We start from the raw sequence: 14,543 nt of genomic DNA, 5'->3' as shown, positions 1-14,543 counted from the left end.
AGCCGGGTCCGGCCGCAGGACAGTGCTCGCGCCGAAGGGAACACGGCATGAGCCGCGTCACCGCTCGCCGCCGGATGCGCCGGATCTCGCCCAGCGGGCAGATCCAGCGCCCGGACACCTTGGCCGTCGAAGAACCGCTCGAGATCCGCATCGACGGGCAGTCGCTGACGGTCACCATGCGCACCCCCGGCAGCGACATCGACCTGGTGCACGGATTCTTGCTGAGCGAAGACGTCATCGGTTCCGCCGAGGACATCGTGGCGGCCCGCTACTGCGCGGGCACCGACGACCAGGGCCGCAACACCTATAACGTCCTCGACGTCACCCTGCGCACCCCCGTGCCGGTATCGACCCGCTCGTTCCTCACCACCGGAGCCTGCGGACTGTGCGGAAAGACCGCCCTGGACGAGGTCCGCAAGCGCACCCGATTCCCCCTGTCCGCCGCAGGCCCGGTGGTGGACACCCGGGTACTGGCCGCGATGCCCGGCATGCTGCGCGACCGCCAATCGGTGTTCGAAGCCACCGGCGGCTTGCATGCGGCGGGCCTGTTCACCACCGACGGGCAGGCGCTGGCGGTGCGCGAGGACATCGGCAGGCACAACGCGGTGGACAAGGTGATCGGCTGGGCACTGCGCGAATCCAGGGTGCCTGCCCATGATCTGGTGCTGATCGTGAGCGGGCGCGCGTCGTTCGAACTGGTGCAGAAGGCCGTCATGGCCGGAATACCGATGCTCGGCGCGGTCTCGGCGCCGAGTTCGCTGGCGGTCGATCTCGCCGCCGACGCCGGACTGAGTCTGATCGGCTTCCTCCGCGGCGACACGATGAACGTCTACACCGTCCCCGAGCGGCTGCGCACCGATCCGGGCGCCGACTCGTTGTTGGCCTGACTCACTATTGCCCGCGCCGGACGCCCGTTCTACCGTGACTGCACGGAGCCGGAACGGATTCGGCGAGAACGGAGCGGCCGATGCGGATATCGGTGGAGGGGAACTCCGAGGGCCTGCGGGTGCGGATGCGGTTCGAGCAGTACCGCCGCCTGCTGCTGACGCGGATCGTGCTGGCCGTCTTGGCGGTACAAGGAGCGATCGTCGGCCTTTGGGCCACGTTCGCGCCGCACTCCTGGTACACCAGTTTTCCGGGGTTCGGCGCCCAGTGGGTGGCGGCGGACGGCCCGTACAACCACCATCTGGCGGCCGACGTGGGTGCCTTCTTCCTGGCGCTGACAGCGGTGACGATCGCCGCGCTCGTGGTCAACCGAACCACGGCGGCCCGGATCGCGGGCGTCGGCTGGCTCACCTTCGGTGTCCCCCATTCCCTTTACCACCTCTTCCACAAGCCCGCGGAGATGGGCGCGGCGAGCTTCACTGCCAGCCTGATCGCGGCGTTGCTGCTCGTGATCGGCGGAGCGGCCTGCCTCTTCCTGCCGCCGCGAGGCGAGTTGCCCCTCTCGGACCCGCAACCGGTGACGCTGCGTTTCCCGCGCCGCCGTCCGCGCGCCGTCCGCTGATCGGCGAACCCGGCAGCAGAGTCCGGGACGCCCGTGGGAGATCACCACGGGCGTGATCCGGTGGATCCGCGGATGACGCCGCGACTTGGCGAATTCCCCGACCGTCAGTCCTTCAGCGCTTCGAGCAGTGCCGCGCGCTGACGCGCACCGAGCCCGCCGATCCGGCGATCCTCCGGGATCTCCGCCTGGTCCATCAACTTCGCGGCCTTCACCGGCCCGACACCGGGCAGGGCCTTGATCACCGCGGCCACCTTGGTCTTCTTCACCAGCTCGTCGGAGTCTGCCTTCTTCAGCAGATCCGCGACCGAAACCTTGCCCGCCTTCACCTTGCCGATCAGTTCGGAGCGTGCCTTGCGGACCGCAGCCGCCTTGGCCAAGGCCTCGGTGCGCTGCTCTGCGGTCATGGTAGGCAGTGCCATGTCTCCTCCGCTTCCACTCGTCACTCGAACATCTGGTTGACCGGACCGAGTAAACAGCACGGCACCGGGAGCGCAAGCTCGACACACCGGGGCACGAACTGCGGAAATGACGATGAATTTCCCTGGTCCGCGCCGTCGGAATCAGTGGACGGCCGACGGGCTACAGACGAAAAGGACGAAAGGAACACCACGTCACGAAGCTGTCCCTCGCCCGGATCGTCGCGTCGGACGACGCGTACCGAGAACCCCGGAGCAGAAGCGGTGCGCCGCGACGGCGACTACTCCGAAGCGGCCGTCGCCGCGCGGTAACGCGGGATGAGCCGTTACCGACAGAGTCAGCAAATACCGAACGCGGGTCTGGTTCAACGGCGAACCAAGGGGGATCAACGGCGATCCCCCGAGCCCGCTCGGGTCACACCGAGCGGAGCCTTCACCCCCGGACAACAGAAAATATCGCGGTTCGCACGGCCCGTGACAGCATGACGGCATGGAGCCGAGCACTCCGCCGGGGACGACTGCGTCCGCGATTCTGTGGCTGTGGCCCGGGCAGGCGATCTATCGCGGACCGTCCCTGCGTCCGGACGCGCATTCCACCGCGGTGAACTGCCTGGCCGTCGGGTTGGACGCGCCGTTCACACTCGCGACCGATGCCGTCACGCACACCGTGCGCAGCGCGCTGATCCCGCCGCGCCGGGTGCACCGCGTCGTCGCGGGCGGCGACCAGATGATGTTCTGTTATCTGGATCCGGGGTCGCGGGGCGCCCGAGCCTGCCGGGACCGGATGATCCGGTGGCACGCCGAATTCGGACTCGGCCATCGGGCGGAAGCCGCCCTCGCCACGGCTGCGAGCGGCACGTGCCCCGATCCGCGCTCGCTGGCCGAACTCGTCGGCGCCAGGCCGGTCCCCACGCCGGACGACCGGGTAGCCGAGGCGATGGCGACCCTCCTCGCCCATCCCGCGCGGGAGTTCACCGCCGCCCGGTTCGCCGCGGCCGCGCACCTGTCGGAGTCGCGCTTCCTGCATCTGTTCGCCGCCCAGGCGGGCACCTCGTTCCGGCGGTACCGCCTGTGGGCCAGGATGCTCGGCGTCGGCCGCGCGCTCGCCGAGGGCGCGAACCTCACCGCCGCGTCGGCCGACGCGGGCTTCGCCAGCCCCTCACACTTCAGCGACGCTTTCCGCACCCTGTTCGGCTTGTCGGCCACAACACTGCTCGCCACCGGAGTACGGATCGTCGTGCTGGACGAAGCGGAAGGGATCGAATCGGGCGACCGAACGCGCTAGGCTACAAACTAGAACACGTTTCATTTCGGAGGAGGCTCGATGGCCAAACAGATTCGCGACGTGGTGGAGCAATACGTCAAGCTGGTCGGCTCGGGGCCGACCGAGGACATCGTCGCCCTGTACGCGCCCGACGCGATCGTGGAGGATCCCGTCGGCACTCCACCCAAGCGCGGCCACGAGGCCATCCGCGAGTTCTACGAGGTGATCGCCGCACTGGATCGGGAGACCGAGCTGCGGCCGGAGGACGTGAGAATCGCGGGCAATCAGGCCGCGTTCCCGTTCACCATCGTCACCAAGGTCGGCGGGCAGCGCTTCGTCCTGTCACCGATCGATGTGATGGAGTTCGACGAAGAAGGCCGGATCACCGGGATGCGCGCCTACTGGAGCCAGGAGGACATGCGGGTCGAGCCCGAGTAGAGCGCGGCGGCCGGGTGCGCCAGGTCACATCGCGGCCCCATCACATTCCGGCACGGTCTCTCGTCCGAGAAGTAGGAACCACATCCGCTGATCGAAGGAGATCGACATGAGCGCCACCCGTATCGCCGCCGTCACCCCGCAACACGCGGGACCGACGACCAAGCTGCTCTACCGGCTGGCCAAGCGCCGCTTCCGCGAAGTGCCGGAGCCCTTCGCCGTCACCGCCAACCATCCGAAATTGCTGAGGGCCAGCGCGGTCCACGAGACCATGGTCGGCAAGGCCAGCACCGCCCTGCCCGCCGTCATCCGCGAGATCGCGGTGTATCGCACGGCGTGGACGATCGGCTGTTCGTGGTGCGTCGACTTCGGCGCCATGCTCATGCGCCTGGGCGAGCTGGACGTCGCGCGGCTGGAACACATCGCCGACTACGCGACCTCGCCGCTGTACTCCGACGACGAGCGCGCCGCCATCGCCTACGCCGACGCGATGACCGCAACGCCGACCACGGTCACCGACGAACAGGTCGCCGACCTGGAGCGGCGCTTCGGCCGAGCGGGTGTGGTGGAGCTCAGCTATCAGATCGCGCTGGAAAACTCACGCGCCCGGTTCAATTCGGCGCTCGGGATCACGGCGCAGGGTTTCAGCACCGATTCGTGCCGGGTGCCCTGGTCGTGAAAAGGGCCGCGGCGCTGCGGGAATGGCTCGATCCGACCTGGTACTTCGGCGCCGCGTTCACCCGGGACTGTCGTTACGGCCCGGAATGCACTAAGAATAAGAGGTGTTGACGTCGCCTGGCCGTGCCGCGGCCGGCGGGCTACCTTCGCGAGTTTCGGTGCGGGGTAACGGCGTCTTCGGTTTCTCGAGTTCCCCTCCGCCCGACCGTTTGGAGCCGCATGCTCGACGAACAGACCCCGGACGACGACGTCGCACGGCTGGCGAGACGAGTCGAGAAGGCCCGCGGCCGTCTCGCCTACCAGTTCGACCCGGCTCTGACCGGCGCGCTGTCGGAGGAGGAACTGCTCGCTGAACGCGAACTGGCCGAACGGATCCGGACCCAGGACCGCGAACAGCGCTGGAAGCACGCCGAGGCGGGCGCCGCGGCCTCCGACCGGGCGCGGCACACCGCGGAGGCCATCGAGAAGGCCGAGATCAGGGACCTGCTGTTGGCGCGCAAGGCGATTGCCGCGCAGCGGCGCGCGTCCAGCCCGCACGCCAGGTTGGCGTCGCTGTACCGGCACCGTTCCTGGTCGCTCGGCGCGCTGGCCGGCGTGGTCGCCGCCGGAATGCTGTGGTCGGCGGTCAACGTTCAGCACAACATCGCGCCGGGTGGCCCGGACGACCCGCTGTACTGGTTCAGCTACCTGCTCGAGGCGATGATCAGCGTGTCGCTGATCATCATCATGATCGGCACGAACAAGGTCACCGAATGGGGCGTGCTGGACAACCGGAGCCAAGTGGCGGCGGCGGAAATGGCCCTGCTCGCGCTCACCGTCGGACTGAACACCTATCCGTACGTGAGCGCCGGGCGATGGTTCGACGCCGCCGTGCACGGTGTCGCCCCGGTGATGATCGGCGTCGCCCTGCTCATCCACGATGCCGCGAGCGCGCGATACGGACGCGCGATCGGCTATGCCACCGAGCAGGTGCGGAGCTTGCCCGACCCGACCGGGCACGACCCCTTGCCGGAACGCTCCGCGGCGGACAGCCTGTCCAGCGCGGACGCTGACTTCCCAGTGGATCTGCACACCCCCGTGGTGCAGGGCGCACACAGCTAGACCTATCAGCCTGCGGTGCGGGGCAAGTCGTCGAAGAATGCCCGCTCCAGGTCCGCGCCGGCGCGTGAGCCGTCGAGCCCTGTGCTCGCGCCCCGGTGATCAGTACGGATACCGGCGTTCGACCGCTTCCTTGGCCTCTTTCAGGCCGCACCCGGTGAGTTCGCGATACCGCTTGATCGCGTGAATCTTCTTGCCCTGCGCCAGAAGCGCATCGATCTCGGCCATGCCGTCGCCGCGCGGGACCGCAGGCACGGCACGCGGCGACACGGCCGCTGCGTGCGCCTCGATGCCCAGATGGGTCATGATCAGGTCGAGCTTGGCGTGCAGGGCGTCGACCTTGCGCTCCAAGCGCCGGTTGGCGAACATGCCCCGATGGTATCGACCCCGGCCGCGTCAGGCCGCGTCGAGCACGGCGTCGGCGAGACTCGACATCGTCTCGAAGCGCGCCAGATCTCCCGCCAGCTCCAGCAGCCGGTCCACACACCGGGGTCCGGTCACCAGGCGCATCCTACGGCCGGTCTGGACCAGCATGGACCGCGCGTCGACCAGAACGTGCAACCCGGCGACGCCGAAAAACGTAACCTTCGACAGATCTACGACCACCAAAGGCGCCGCCGTGCCCAGCGAGCCGATCAGCCTGCGTCGAAACACTTCGACGGTGTAATGATCGACTTCGCCCGCGAGCGCGCACAGCGTGACCGAGTCGCTCGGCACTGTGACGGAGATCTTGAGCCGCTCGGCGGGGTGATCGGCATTGCGAGCGGCGGTGAGAACGTACGTGGGGTTGGCCAAGCCTGTCGACATGAGGACCTCGGTCCAGTCGCCCGCGAGCAATCTCGGAAACGGGCTTGCTCGCGGGTAATGATGCGCCCCGGAGAAAAGCGCCGGAACTAGGCTGTCTGCTCAACCCTCACGGAGGAGTACCCCTTACGACGGGTCGCCACACCCGAATTACGCCGACTTCTCCCGGCGCTCCGGCCGCTGCGCCTTGCGCGGCACGATGGTGGGCAGGACGTTGTCGTTGACCGTATCCGCGTTGACGACGACCTTGGCGACGTCGTCGCGGCTGGGGATGTCGTACATCGCGGGCTGCAGGACTTCCTCCATGATCGCCCGCAGGCCACGCGCGCCGGTGCCGCGCAGAATCGCCTGGTCGGCGACCGCCTCCAGCGCGTCGTCGGTGAACTCGAGGTCGACCCCGTCCATCTCGAACAGCCGGACGTACTGCTTGACCAGCGCGTTCTTCGGTTCGGAGAGGATCTTGACCAGCGATTCCTTGTCCAGGTTCGTCACCGAGGCGACCACGGGCAGGCGGCCGATGAACTCGGGGATCAGGCCGAACTTGATCAAGTCCTCTGGCATGACCTCCGCGAAGTGATCGGTGGTGTCGATCTCGGCCTTCGACCGCACCTCGGCGCCGAAACCGATGCCGCGGTGGCCGGTGCGGTCGGAGATGATCTTCTCCAGACCGGCGAAGGCGCCCGCCACGATGAACAGCACGTTGGTGGTGTCGATCTGGATGAACTCCTGGTGCGGGTGCTTGCGCCCGCCCTGCGGCGGCACGCTCGCCTGAGTGCCCTCCAGGATCTTCAGCAGGGCCTGCTGCACGCCCTCGCCGGACACGTCACGGGTGATCGACGGGTTCTCGCTCTTGCGGGCGATCTTGTCGACCTCGTCGATGTAGATGATGCCGGTCTCGGCGCGCTTGACGTCGTAGTCGGCCGCCTGGATCAGCTTCAGCAGGATGTTCTCGACGTCCTCGCCGACGTACCCGGCCTCGGTCAGCGCGGTGGCGTCGGCGATGGCGAACGGGACGTTCAGCATCTTCGCCAGGGTCTGGGCGAGGTAGGTCTTGCCGCAACCGGTAGGACCGAGCATCAGGATGTTGGACTTGGCCAGCTCGACGGTCTCGCCGCGGCTGTCCCGACCCTTGTCACCGGCCTGGATGCGCTTGTAGTGGTTGTAGACGGCCACCGCGAGAGTGCGCTTGGCGGTGTCCTGGCCGATCACGTAGTTCTCCAGGAAATCCCGGATCTCGGCGGGCTTGGGCAGCTCATCGAGCTTGACCTCGCTGGACTCGGCGAGTTCCTCCTCGATGATCTCGTTGCAGAGATCGATGCACTCGTCGCAGATGTACACCCCTGGTCCCGCAATGAGCTTCTTGACCTGCTTCTGGCTCTTTCCGCAGAACGAGCACTTCAGCAGATCGCCGCCATCTCCGATGCGCGCCATCTCGTGGGTCCCTACTTCCTTGTCCGCGTGCAACCGTCCGTCCAGGTTGCCAGCTGTCCACCACTTTCGCAGCCGCAAACGCATCGGCTGATTTCGTGGCCGGTGGGGCAGTGCCGTCAACCGGGAGCAAAGGTCCCTAGGTTGACCGTACCCGGTGTTCGGGATGGAGGTCGACAACTCGCGCATGTTTCTCGCGCGGGTTGTGCGAGTCGTCACGAGCCATACCTCCGCACCGCCCGCCGCGCGGCGCCGTCGGTTCGAACAAATTCTCGAACCGCGGCGGCGCGAGGGCGGCCCGGCCGGGCGGTATGCCCCATTGCGTACTTCCCGGCCGGAATTCCCTGTCACGAAGCAATTTAGAGCGAACAGCCCCGGGATCGGCAATTCGCCCCGCCGTCCCGGCCCCGGCCGGAAACGACGATTCGCGCCCTATTTCTGCGCGCTCAGCTTCCGGTAGTCGAACACCGTGTCGATGATCCCGTACTCCTTGGCCTCCTCGGCCGTCAGGATCTTGTCGCGGTCGGTGTCCTTGCGGATGGTGTCGGCGTCCTTGCCGGTGTGCCGCGCGAGCGTGCTCTCCATCAGGCGACGCATGCGCTCGATCTCGGCGGCCTGGATCTCCAGATCCGACACCTGGCCCTGGATGCCGCCCTCCAGCGAGGGCTGGTGGATCAGCACGCGCGCGTTGGGCAGGCAGGCGCGCTTGCCCGGGGTGCCCGCGGCCAGCAGCACGGCGGCGGCCGAGGCGGCCTGGCCCAGGCAGACGGTGGCGACGTCGGCGCGCACGTACTGCATGGTGTCGTAGATGGCCATCAGCGAGGTGAACGAGCCACCCGGCGAGTTGATGTACATGGTGATGTCGCGGTCGGGGTCCAGCGACTCCAGCACCAGCAGCTGCGCCATGATGTCGTTCGCCGAGGCGTCGTCCACCTGCACGCCGAGGAAGATGATGCGCTCTTCGAACAGCTTGTTGTACGGGTTGGACTCCTTGACGCCGAAGCTCGAGTGCTCGATGAACGACGGCAGGATGTAGCGCGCCTGCGGGCTCTGCGGTGCCATGCCGGACAGGCCGGCGCGCGGGTCGATCGAATTGGCCATCTTCGTCTCCAAAGTCGGTGCGGCGGCCGGACGTTCGAGGTGTCCGGGGGCCTGTGGGTGATCCGGTGCGTTACTTCTTGGCGCCGTTGGCCTGATTCGCGTGGCTGATCACGTGGTCGATGAAGCCGTATTCCAGGGCTTCGGCCGCGGTGAACCAGCGGTCGCGGTCGGCATCGGCGGTGACCTGCTCGACCGACTTGCCGGTGTGCTGCGCCTGCAGTTCGTTCAGCTCACGCTTCGTGTGCGCGAACTGCTCGGCCATGATCGCGATGTCGGCCGCCGAGCCGCCGATCCCCGCGGAGGGCTGGTGCATCATGATCCGCGCGTGCGGCAGCGCGTAGCGCTTGCCCTTGGTGCCCGCGGTGAGCAGGAACTGCCCCATGGACGCGGCCAGGCCCATGCCGTAGGTGGCGATGTCGCACTCGGCGAACTGCATCGTGTCGTAGATGGCCATGCCCGCGGTCACCGAGCCGCCCGGCGAGTTGATGTAGAGCGAGATGTCCTTGGTGGGATCCTCCGCCGAGAGCAGCAGGATCTGCGCGCACAGCTTGTTCGCGATGTCGTCGTCGACCTGTGTGCCGAGGAAGATGATGCGCTCACGCAGCAGGCGCTCGTACACCGAATCACTGAGGTTGAGACCAGCAGTCGCGGTTGTCATGACCCCTGCCTGGTTGATTGTCACGGATACCTGCCTTCTCTCGCCGGCTCGTTGCGGATTGCCGCATAGCCATCACTGGTTGGATATGCCGCACCCGGTCGGACATGGCCATCCAACTTGTCGTCACAAACATTAACGAAGCAGGGCGGCACCGAACTCCCGGTACCGCCCTTTCTTCGCTCACAGCGCAATCAGCGCACCTCGCGGGCGTCGATCACGCCGACATTCCATGGAATTATTCGGCGTCCGCCGGGGCCGTCTCGACGGCCGCGTCCTCGTCGGCGGAATCGGCGGGGGCACCGAACATTTCGGTGGTGTCCACCGAGTTGCCCGCGGAGTCGGTGACGGTCACCTGGCCGACCACGCCCGCCAGCGCCTTGCCGCGCCGCACGTCGGCGAAGATCGCGCCCAGCTGGCCCGCCTGCTGCACCTGCTGGATGAACTGCTCCGGCGACAGGCCGTAGCGCTGCGACTGGAACAGGATCCGCTCGGTGAGCTCCTCCTGGCCGACCTGGGTGCCCTCCGCCTCCGCGATCGCGTCCAGCAGCAGCTGGGTCTTGACCGACTTCTCCGCGGCCTGCTTGGTGTCGGCGTCGAACTCCTCGCGGGTGCTGCCCTGCGCCTCGAGCGCCTCGGCGAACTTGGCCTCGTCGTGGTCGAAGCCGTGCACCGCGTCGTGGGTCACCGCGTCGATCTCGGCCTTCACCACGGCCTCGGGCAGCGGCACCTCGACCTGCTCGAGCAGGGTGTCCAGCACCTTGTCGCGGATCTCGCCCGCCTGCTGCACCTTCTTGACCCGCTCGACGCGGCCGCGCAGATCGTCCTTCAGCTCCTCCAGCGTGTCGAATTCGCTGGCCAGCTGCGCGAACTCGTCGTCGGCCTCGGGCAGCTCACGTTCCTTGACGGTCTGCACGGTCACGGTGATGACCGCGTCCTTGCCCGCGTGCTCGCCCGCGACCAGCTTCGAGGTGAACTCCTTCGACTCGCCCGCCGACAATCCGACCAGCGCCTCGTCCAGGCCCTCGATGAGCTGACCGGAACCGACCTCATGGGACAGGCCGGTCGTGGCGGCCTCGGCCACCTCCTGGCCGTCCACGGTCGCCGACAGGTCGATCGAGACGAAGTCGCCGTCCTGCACCGGACGCTCCACCCCGGTCAGGGTGCCGAAGCGCTGGCGCAGCGACTGCAACTGCTCCTCGATGTCCTCGTCGCCGACGGTGAACGCGTCGACGGTGACCGCGATGCTCGCGTAGTCCGGCAGCGTGATCTCCGGCCGCACGTCGACCTCGGCGGTGAAGGCCAGCTCCTGGCCGTCCTCGATCTTGGTGATCTCGATCTCGGGCTGACCGATGACCTTCACCTCGGAGGTGGTGACGGCCTCGCTGTAGCGACCGGGCAGCGCGTCGTTGACGACCTGCTCCAGGATCGCGCCACGGCCGAGACGGGCCTCGAGCAGCTTCGCTGGCGCCTTACCGGGACGGAAGCCGGGGATGCGGACCTGCTTGGCCAGTGCCTTGTACGCGCGGTCGAAATCCGGCTTCAGCTCCTCGAAGGGCACCTCGACGTTGATCCGGACCCGGGTCGGGCTCAGCTGCTCGACGGTGCTCTTCACGGACATGCTCCTTGTTCGTTGTTCGTACTGGTTGACGTTCGTCTTGCGGCGCCCCGCCCCCGGCATTCCGGGATCGGAACGGCGGGCGAGGCGGCCCTACGCCGGCTGCCGCATTCCCCCACCGGCGCCGATCCGAACCGGAGTCCCGGCCTCGGCCGAGACGACGAGGGGTGCGGCGTACGCCACGCATCCCGACCAGGTTAGTTGACCGGCCGAGCGGACCTGCATCCGGCGGTGCCCGGCGGGCGACGCGAGCGGCCGGGCTACTTCCCCACCGAGACCGCGTCGGTGACGAAGACCAGCGTCTCGTACGGGGCGATGCCACGCCCGCCCGCGCCGTAGCCCAGCTCCGGCGGCACGATCAGCAAGCGGCGCGCGCCCTCCTTGACGCCGACGAGTCCCTGATCCCAGCCGGGGATGACCTGTCCCCCGCCGAGGGTGAGCTGGAACGGCTTGCCGCGCTGGAACGAGCTGTCCAGCGTCTTCTTGTCCGACCAGGTGACCAGCGCGTAATTCATGGTCAGCTGCTGGCCGGGCGCGGCGCCGGGCCCGCTGCCCTCCTTCAGATCCTTGACGATCAGCTGCTTGGGCGGGTCGCAGTCGTCGGGGAGGGTGATCTTCGGCGCGGCGCCGAAATCTCCGGTGACGCGGATGTCGTCGGCGGTGCACTCGCGGCCCTTGCTCTGGGTAGCCGGGCGCTGCGCGGAAGGTCCCGCCGCCGCGGTGGTCCGCGTCGTCGAGACGGCGGGAGCGGACTCGTCGTCCGAGCCGCAGGCCGCCAGCGCGATGGTGGTCGCGGCGACGGCGCCGATACCGATGATCCTGCCGAGAATGTGCATGCCGCGGACCCTAGACCACGAACGGGCCCCGGGTGGGACGAGCTTCTCGCGACACGCTCGGACCGCCGCGCGGCCCGCTGCGGCTAGGCTGGCGGTGAATTCTCCATCCGGCGTTGTCGATTCCGATCGGCAACCTTCGCAGGACCTCGACGGCGGCCGGTCGTGGCGCCGCCGTCCCCGATGCCATGAGCGTGAGGAGAGTCGGCACATGACCCACATGGCGAGTGCGGGTGGCGATACTTCGGCGGACAACGTCGGCAGCACCGGCGGCCGGACCGTCGCACCGCGTCCCTACCGGCTGGCGGACGTGCCGGGGCCACTGGCACGCGACGAGCTGGCGGCGATCGACGCGTGGTGGCGCGCCGCGAACTATCTCGCGGTCGGCCAGATCTACCTGACGGCTAATCCGCTGCTGCGCGAACCGCTGCGCGCCGAGCACGTCAAACCCAGGCTGCTCGGGCACTTCGGCACGGTGCCCGGCCTGAATCTCGTGTGGGTGCATGCCAATCGCGCGATCCGGCAACGCGGCCTGAACGCCGTCTTCGTCGCGGGCCCCGGGCACGGCGGTCCGGGCCCGAACGCGTGCGGCTGGCTGGAGGGGACGTACTCCGAGGTCTACAGCCACATTCCGCAGGACGCCGCGGGCATGGGCGCGCTGTTCCGCCAGTTCTCCTTTCCCGGCGGGGTGCCGAGTCACTGCGCACCGGAGACGCCGGGCTCCTTCCACGAGGGCGGCGAACTCGGTTATTCGCTGCTGCACGCGTTCGGCGCCGCCCTGGACAACCCCGATCTCACCGTGTTCTGCGTGGTCGGCGACGGCGAGGCGGAAACGGGTCCGCTGGCCACGAGCTGGCATGCGAACAAGTTCCTCAATCCGGCGCGCGACGGCGCGGTGCTGCCGATCCTGGCCCTGAACGAGTACAAGATCGCCAATCCGACCATCCTGGCGCGCATCCCGGAGCCGGAGTTGCTGTCGCTGCTGCGTGGCTACGGCTACGAGCCGATCGTCGTCGCCGGCGACGATCCCGCGACCGTCCACCAGGCGATGGCCACGGCGGTGGACACGAGCATGGAACGCATCGGGCGGATCCAGGGCGCCGCACGCGACGGCGCCGATGGGTCACGGCCCAGCTGGCCGATGATCGTGCTGCGCACCCCCAAGGGCTGGACCTGTCCGCCGGTGGTGGACGGCGACCAGGTCGAGGGCACCTTCCGCGCGCACCAGGTGCCGTTGCCGGGCGCGCGCACCGACGCCGACCACCGCGCGGTGCTGGAACAGTGGCTGCGTTCCTACCGTCCGGAGGAACTGTTCGACGACGACGGCAAGCCGGTGCCGGAGCTGACCGCTCAGGTACCCGTCGGCGAACGGCGGATGAGCGCCAACCCGGTCGCCAACGGCGGTACGCTGCTGCGCGACCTGGACCTGCCGGACTGGCGCGACTTCGGCGTCGAGGTCACCGCGCCGGGCGCGACCCGGCACGAGGCCACCAGGGTGCTCGGTGGCTGGCTGCGTGAGGTCACCAGGCGCAATCCGGACAACTTCCTCACCTTCGCGCCGGACGAACTGGCCAGCAACCGCTTGCAGGACATCCTCGAGGTCACCGGCCGCAACTGGCAGGCGGAGATCGACCGCCGCGACCAGAAACTCGACCGCGGCGGCCGGGTGATCGAGGTGCTGTCCGAGCACATGTGCCAGGGACTGCTGGAGGGCTATCTGCTGACCGGCAGGCACGGCGTGTTCACCTGCTACGAGGCGTTCATCCACATCGTGGACGCCATGTTCAACCAGCACGCCAAATGGCTCGACGCCAGTTCGGCGGTGCCGTGGCGGCGTCCGATCCCCAGCCTGAACTACCTGTTGTCCTCGCACGTGTGGCGCCAGGACCACAACGGCTTCACCCACCAGGACCCCGGATTCCTGGACGTGGTGCTGAACAAGAAGGCCTCGATCGTGCGGGTGTACCTGCCGCCGGACGCGAACACGCTGCTGTCCACCTACGACCACTGCCTGCGCTCCCGCCACTACGTGAACGTGGTGGTCGCGGGCAAGCAGCCGCAGGCCGACTGGTTGTCGGTGACCGAGGCCGCCGAGCACTGCGCACGCGGGATCGGGATCTGGCCGTGGGCGGGCCACGGCGACGAGGTGGGCGCCATGCCGGACGTGGTGCTCGCCTGCGCGGGCGACATACCGACGCTGGAGACCCTCGCCGCGGCCGCGATCCTGCGCGAACGTCTGCCCGACCTGCGCGTCCGGGTGGTGAACGTAGTCGACCTGATGCGGCTGCAAACGCAGGACGAGCACCCGCACGGCCTGCCGGACAGTGAGTTCGACACGCTCTTCACCCAGGACCGGCCGGTGATCTTCGCTTTCCACGGCTATCCGTGGCTGATCCACCGGCTGACCTATCGGCGCACCAACCACGACGAACTGCACGTCCGCGGCTATCGGGAGCGCGGCACCACGACCACGCCGTTCGACATGGTGATGCTGAACGATCTGGACCGCTACCACTTGGTGATGGACGTGATCGATCGGGTGCCGTCCCTGCGCGAGCGGGCCGCGGGGCTGCGGCAAGAGATGGTCGACGCGCGGTGGACGGCCCGTGCGTGGACCAGGGAACACGGCGAGGACCTCCCCGAGGTCGCCGACTGGAACTGGCCTTACCAGCGGAGCTGAGCCCCCACGAACTCGGCGGCAGAAAG

At 68.2% G+C, this 14,543-nt stretch carries 15 protein-coding genes; 7 read left to right on the top strand and 8 right to left on the bottom strand.

Annotated features, from left to right (window positions below; translation table 11 throughout):
- The first annotated feature begins 47 nt into the window (after window positions 1-47).
- On the top strand, window positions 48-887 hold the full coding sequence (fdhD, locus tag ACFV2O_RS29210; RefSeq protein ID WP_379254612.1) for a formate dehydrogenase accessory sulfurtransferase FdhD: 840 nt from the start codon (window positions 48-50) through the stop codon (window positions 885-887).
- 80 nt (window positions 888-967) lie between these two features.
- Complete coding sequence (locus ACFV2O_RS29205) at window positions 968-1,507, top strand: hypothetical protein (protein ID WP_379254610.1); 540 nt, start codon at window positions 968-970, stop codon at window positions 1,505-1,507.
- 104 nt (window positions 1,508-1,611) lie between these two features.
- On the opposite strand, the gene mihF is transcribed toward ACFV2O_RS29205, so the two are convergent.
- On the bottom strand, window positions 1,612-1,926 hold the full coding sequence (gene mihF / locus ACFV2O_RS29200) for an integration host factor, actinobacterial type (RefSeq protein WP_039796616.1): 315 nt from the start codon (window positions 1,924-1,926) through the stop codon (window positions 1,612-1,614).
- Window positions 1,927-2,413: 487 nt separating this feature from the next.
- Between mihF and ACFV2O_RS29195 the strand changes: the two genes are divergently transcribed.
- The 4 genes from ACFV2O_RS29195 (at window position 2,414) to ACFV2O_RS29180 (ending at window position 5,401) form a co-directional block, all read left to right on the top strand.
- Window positions 2,414-3,208: a helix-turn-helix domain-containing protein gene (locus ACFV2O_RS29195; protein WP_379254608.1), complete on the top strand. Its 795-nt coding sequence runs from the start codon at window positions 2,414-2,416 to the stop codon at window positions 3,206-3,208.
- A 39-nt stretch (window positions 3,209-3,247) separates the two neighbouring features.
- Window positions 3,248-3,625, top strand: coding sequence for a nuclear transport factor 2 family protein (locus ACFV2O_RS29190; protein WP_356966518.1), 378 nt, complete (start codon window positions 3,248-3,250; stop codon window positions 3,623-3,625).
- Window positions 3,626-3,731: 106 nt separating this feature from the next.
- Complete coding sequence (locus ACFV2O_RS29185; RefSeq protein ID WP_355072251.1) at window positions 3,732-4,301, top strand: carboxymuconolactone decarboxylase family protein; 570 nt, start codon at window positions 3,732-3,734, stop codon at window positions 4,299-4,301.
- 218 nt (window positions 4,302-4,519) lie between these two features.
- Window positions 4,520-5,401 (top strand): hypothetical protein, encoded by an 882-nt coding sequence (locus tag ACFV2O_RS29180; RefSeq protein WP_355072249.1) that lies wholly within the window; start codon window positions 4,520-4,522, stop codon window positions 5,399-5,401.
- Window positions 5,402-5,500: 99 nt separating this feature from the next.
- Here the strand turns inward: ACFV2O_RS29180 and ACFV2O_RS29175 are convergent, their stop codons facing one another.
- From ACFV2O_RS29175 to ACFV2O_RS29145, 7 genes are all read right to left on the bottom strand, one after another.
- Window positions 5,501-5,767 (bottom strand): ribosomal protein L7/L12, encoded by a 267-nt coding sequence (locus tag ACFV2O_RS29175; RefSeq protein ID WP_379254606.1) that lies wholly within the window; start codon window positions 5,765-5,767, stop codon window positions 5,501-5,503.
- A gap of 27 nt (window positions 5,768-5,794) precedes the next feature.
- The gene (locus tag ACFV2O_RS29170) at window positions 5,795-6,205 is read right to left on the bottom strand and encodes an STAS domain-containing protein (protein WP_379254605.1); all 411 of its coding nucleotides are present in this window, start codon (window positions 6,203-6,205) and stop codon (window positions 5,795-5,797) included.
- Window positions 6,206-6,352: 147 nt separating this feature from the next.
- The gene (gene clpX / locus ACFV2O_RS29165; protein WP_195131826.1) at window positions 6,353-7,633 is read right to left on the bottom strand and encodes an ATP-dependent Clp protease ATP-binding subunit ClpX; all 1,281 of its coding nucleotides are present in this window, start codon (window positions 7,631-7,633) and stop codon (window positions 6,353-6,355) included.
- A gap of 429 nt (window positions 7,634-8,062) precedes the next feature.
- Window positions 8,063-8,731 (bottom strand): ATP-dependent Clp protease proteolytic subunit, encoded by a 669-nt coding sequence (locus ACFV2O_RS29160; protein ID WP_355072243.1) that lies wholly within the window; start codon window positions 8,729-8,731, stop codon window positions 8,063-8,065.
- Between the two features lie 70 nt (window positions 8,732-8,801).
- Window positions 8,802-9,389, bottom strand: coding sequence for an ATP-dependent Clp protease proteolytic subunit (locus tag ACFV2O_RS29155; protein ID WP_355072241.1), 588 nt, complete (start codon window positions 9,387-9,389; stop codon window positions 8,802-8,804).
- A gap of 235 nt (window positions 9,390-9,624) precedes the next feature.
- On the bottom strand, window positions 9,625-11,001 hold the full coding sequence (tig, locus tag ACFV2O_RS29150; protein ID WP_355072239.1) for a trigger factor: 1,377 nt from the start codon (window positions 10,999-11,001) through the stop codon (window positions 9,625-9,627).
- Window positions 11,002-11,264: 263 nt separating this feature from the next.
- Window positions 11,265-11,840, bottom strand: coding sequence for an FKBP-type peptidyl-prolyl cis-trans isomerase (locus tag ACFV2O_RS29145; protein WP_379254602.1), 576 nt, complete (start codon window positions 11,838-11,840; stop codon window positions 11,265-11,267).
- 208 nt (window positions 11,841-12,048) lie between these two features.
- Here ACFV2O_RS29145 and ACFV2O_RS29140 point away from each other — a divergent pair, with 208 nt between their 5' ends.
- Complete coding sequence (locus tag ACFV2O_RS29140) at window positions 12,049-14,517, top strand: phosphoketolase (protein ID WP_379254601.1); 2,469 nt, start codon at window positions 12,049-12,051, stop codon at window positions 14,515-14,517.
- The last annotated feature ends 26 nt before the right edge of the window (window positions 14,518-14,543 follow it).

The sequence above is a fragment of the Nocardia sp. NPDC059691 genome (assembly GCF_042733915.1).
In the GTDB taxonomy this organism is placed as follows: domain Bacteria; phylum Actinomycetota; class Actinomycetes; order Mycobacteriales; family Mycobacteriaceae; genus Nocardia; species Nocardia sichangensis.
Note: the sequence above shows the minus strand (reverse complement) of the source record. Positions and strands in the feature narration are given on the sequence as shown.

Coding starts and splice junctions, on each gene's coding strand:
- fdhD (WP_379254612.1), top strand. CDS start 48: ATGAGCCGCGTCACCGCTCGCCGCCGGATGCGCCGGATCTCGCCCAGC.
- ACFV2O_RS29205 (WP_379254610.1), top strand. CDS start 968: ATGCGGATATCGGTGGAGGGGAACTCCGAGGGCCTGCGGGTGCGGATG.
- mihF (WP_039796616.1), bottom strand. CDS start 1,926: ATGGCACTGCCTACCATGACCGCAGAGCAGCGCACCGAGGCCTTGGCC.
- ACFV2O_RS29195 (WP_379254608.1), top strand. CDS start 2,414: ATGGAGCCGAGCACTCCGCCGGGGACGACTGCGTCCGCGATTCTGTGG.
- ACFV2O_RS29190 (WP_356966518.1), top strand. CDS start 3,248: ATGGCCAAACAGATTCGCGACGTGGTGGAGCAATACGTCAAGCTGGTC.
- ACFV2O_RS29185 (WP_355072251.1), top strand. CDS start 3,732: ATGAGCGCCACCCGTATCGCCGCCGTCACCCCGCAACACGCGGGACCG.
- ACFV2O_RS29180 (WP_355072249.1), top strand. CDS start 4,520: ATGCTCGACGAACAGACCCCGGACGACGACGTCGCACGGCTGGCGAGA.
- ACFV2O_RS29175 (WP_379254606.1), bottom strand. CDS start 5,767: ATGTTCGCCAACCGGCGCTTGGAGCGCAAGGTCGACGCCCTGCACGCC.
- ACFV2O_RS29170 (WP_379254605.1), bottom strand. CDS start 6,205: ATGTCGACAGGCTTGGCCAACCCCACGTACGTTCTCACCGCCGCTCGC.
- clpX (WP_195131826.1), bottom strand. CDS start 7,633: ATGGCGCGCATCGGAGATGGCGGCGATCTGCTGAAGTGCTCGTTCTGC.
- ACFV2O_RS29160 (WP_355072243.1), bottom strand. CDS start 8,731: ATGGCCAATTCGATCGACCCGCGCGCCGGCCTGTCCGGCATGGCACCG.
- ACFV2O_RS29155 (WP_355072241.1), bottom strand. CDS start 9,389: ATGACAACCGCGACTGCTGGTCTCAACCTCAGTGATTCGGTGTACGAG.
- ACFV2O_RS29145 (WP_379254602.1), bottom strand. CDS start 11,840: ATGCACATTCTCGGCAGGATCATCGGTATCGGCGCCGTCGCCGCGACC.
- ACFV2O_RS29140 (WP_379254601.1), top strand. CDS start 12,049: ATGACCCACATGGCGAGTGCGGGTGGCGATACTTCGGCGGACAACGTC.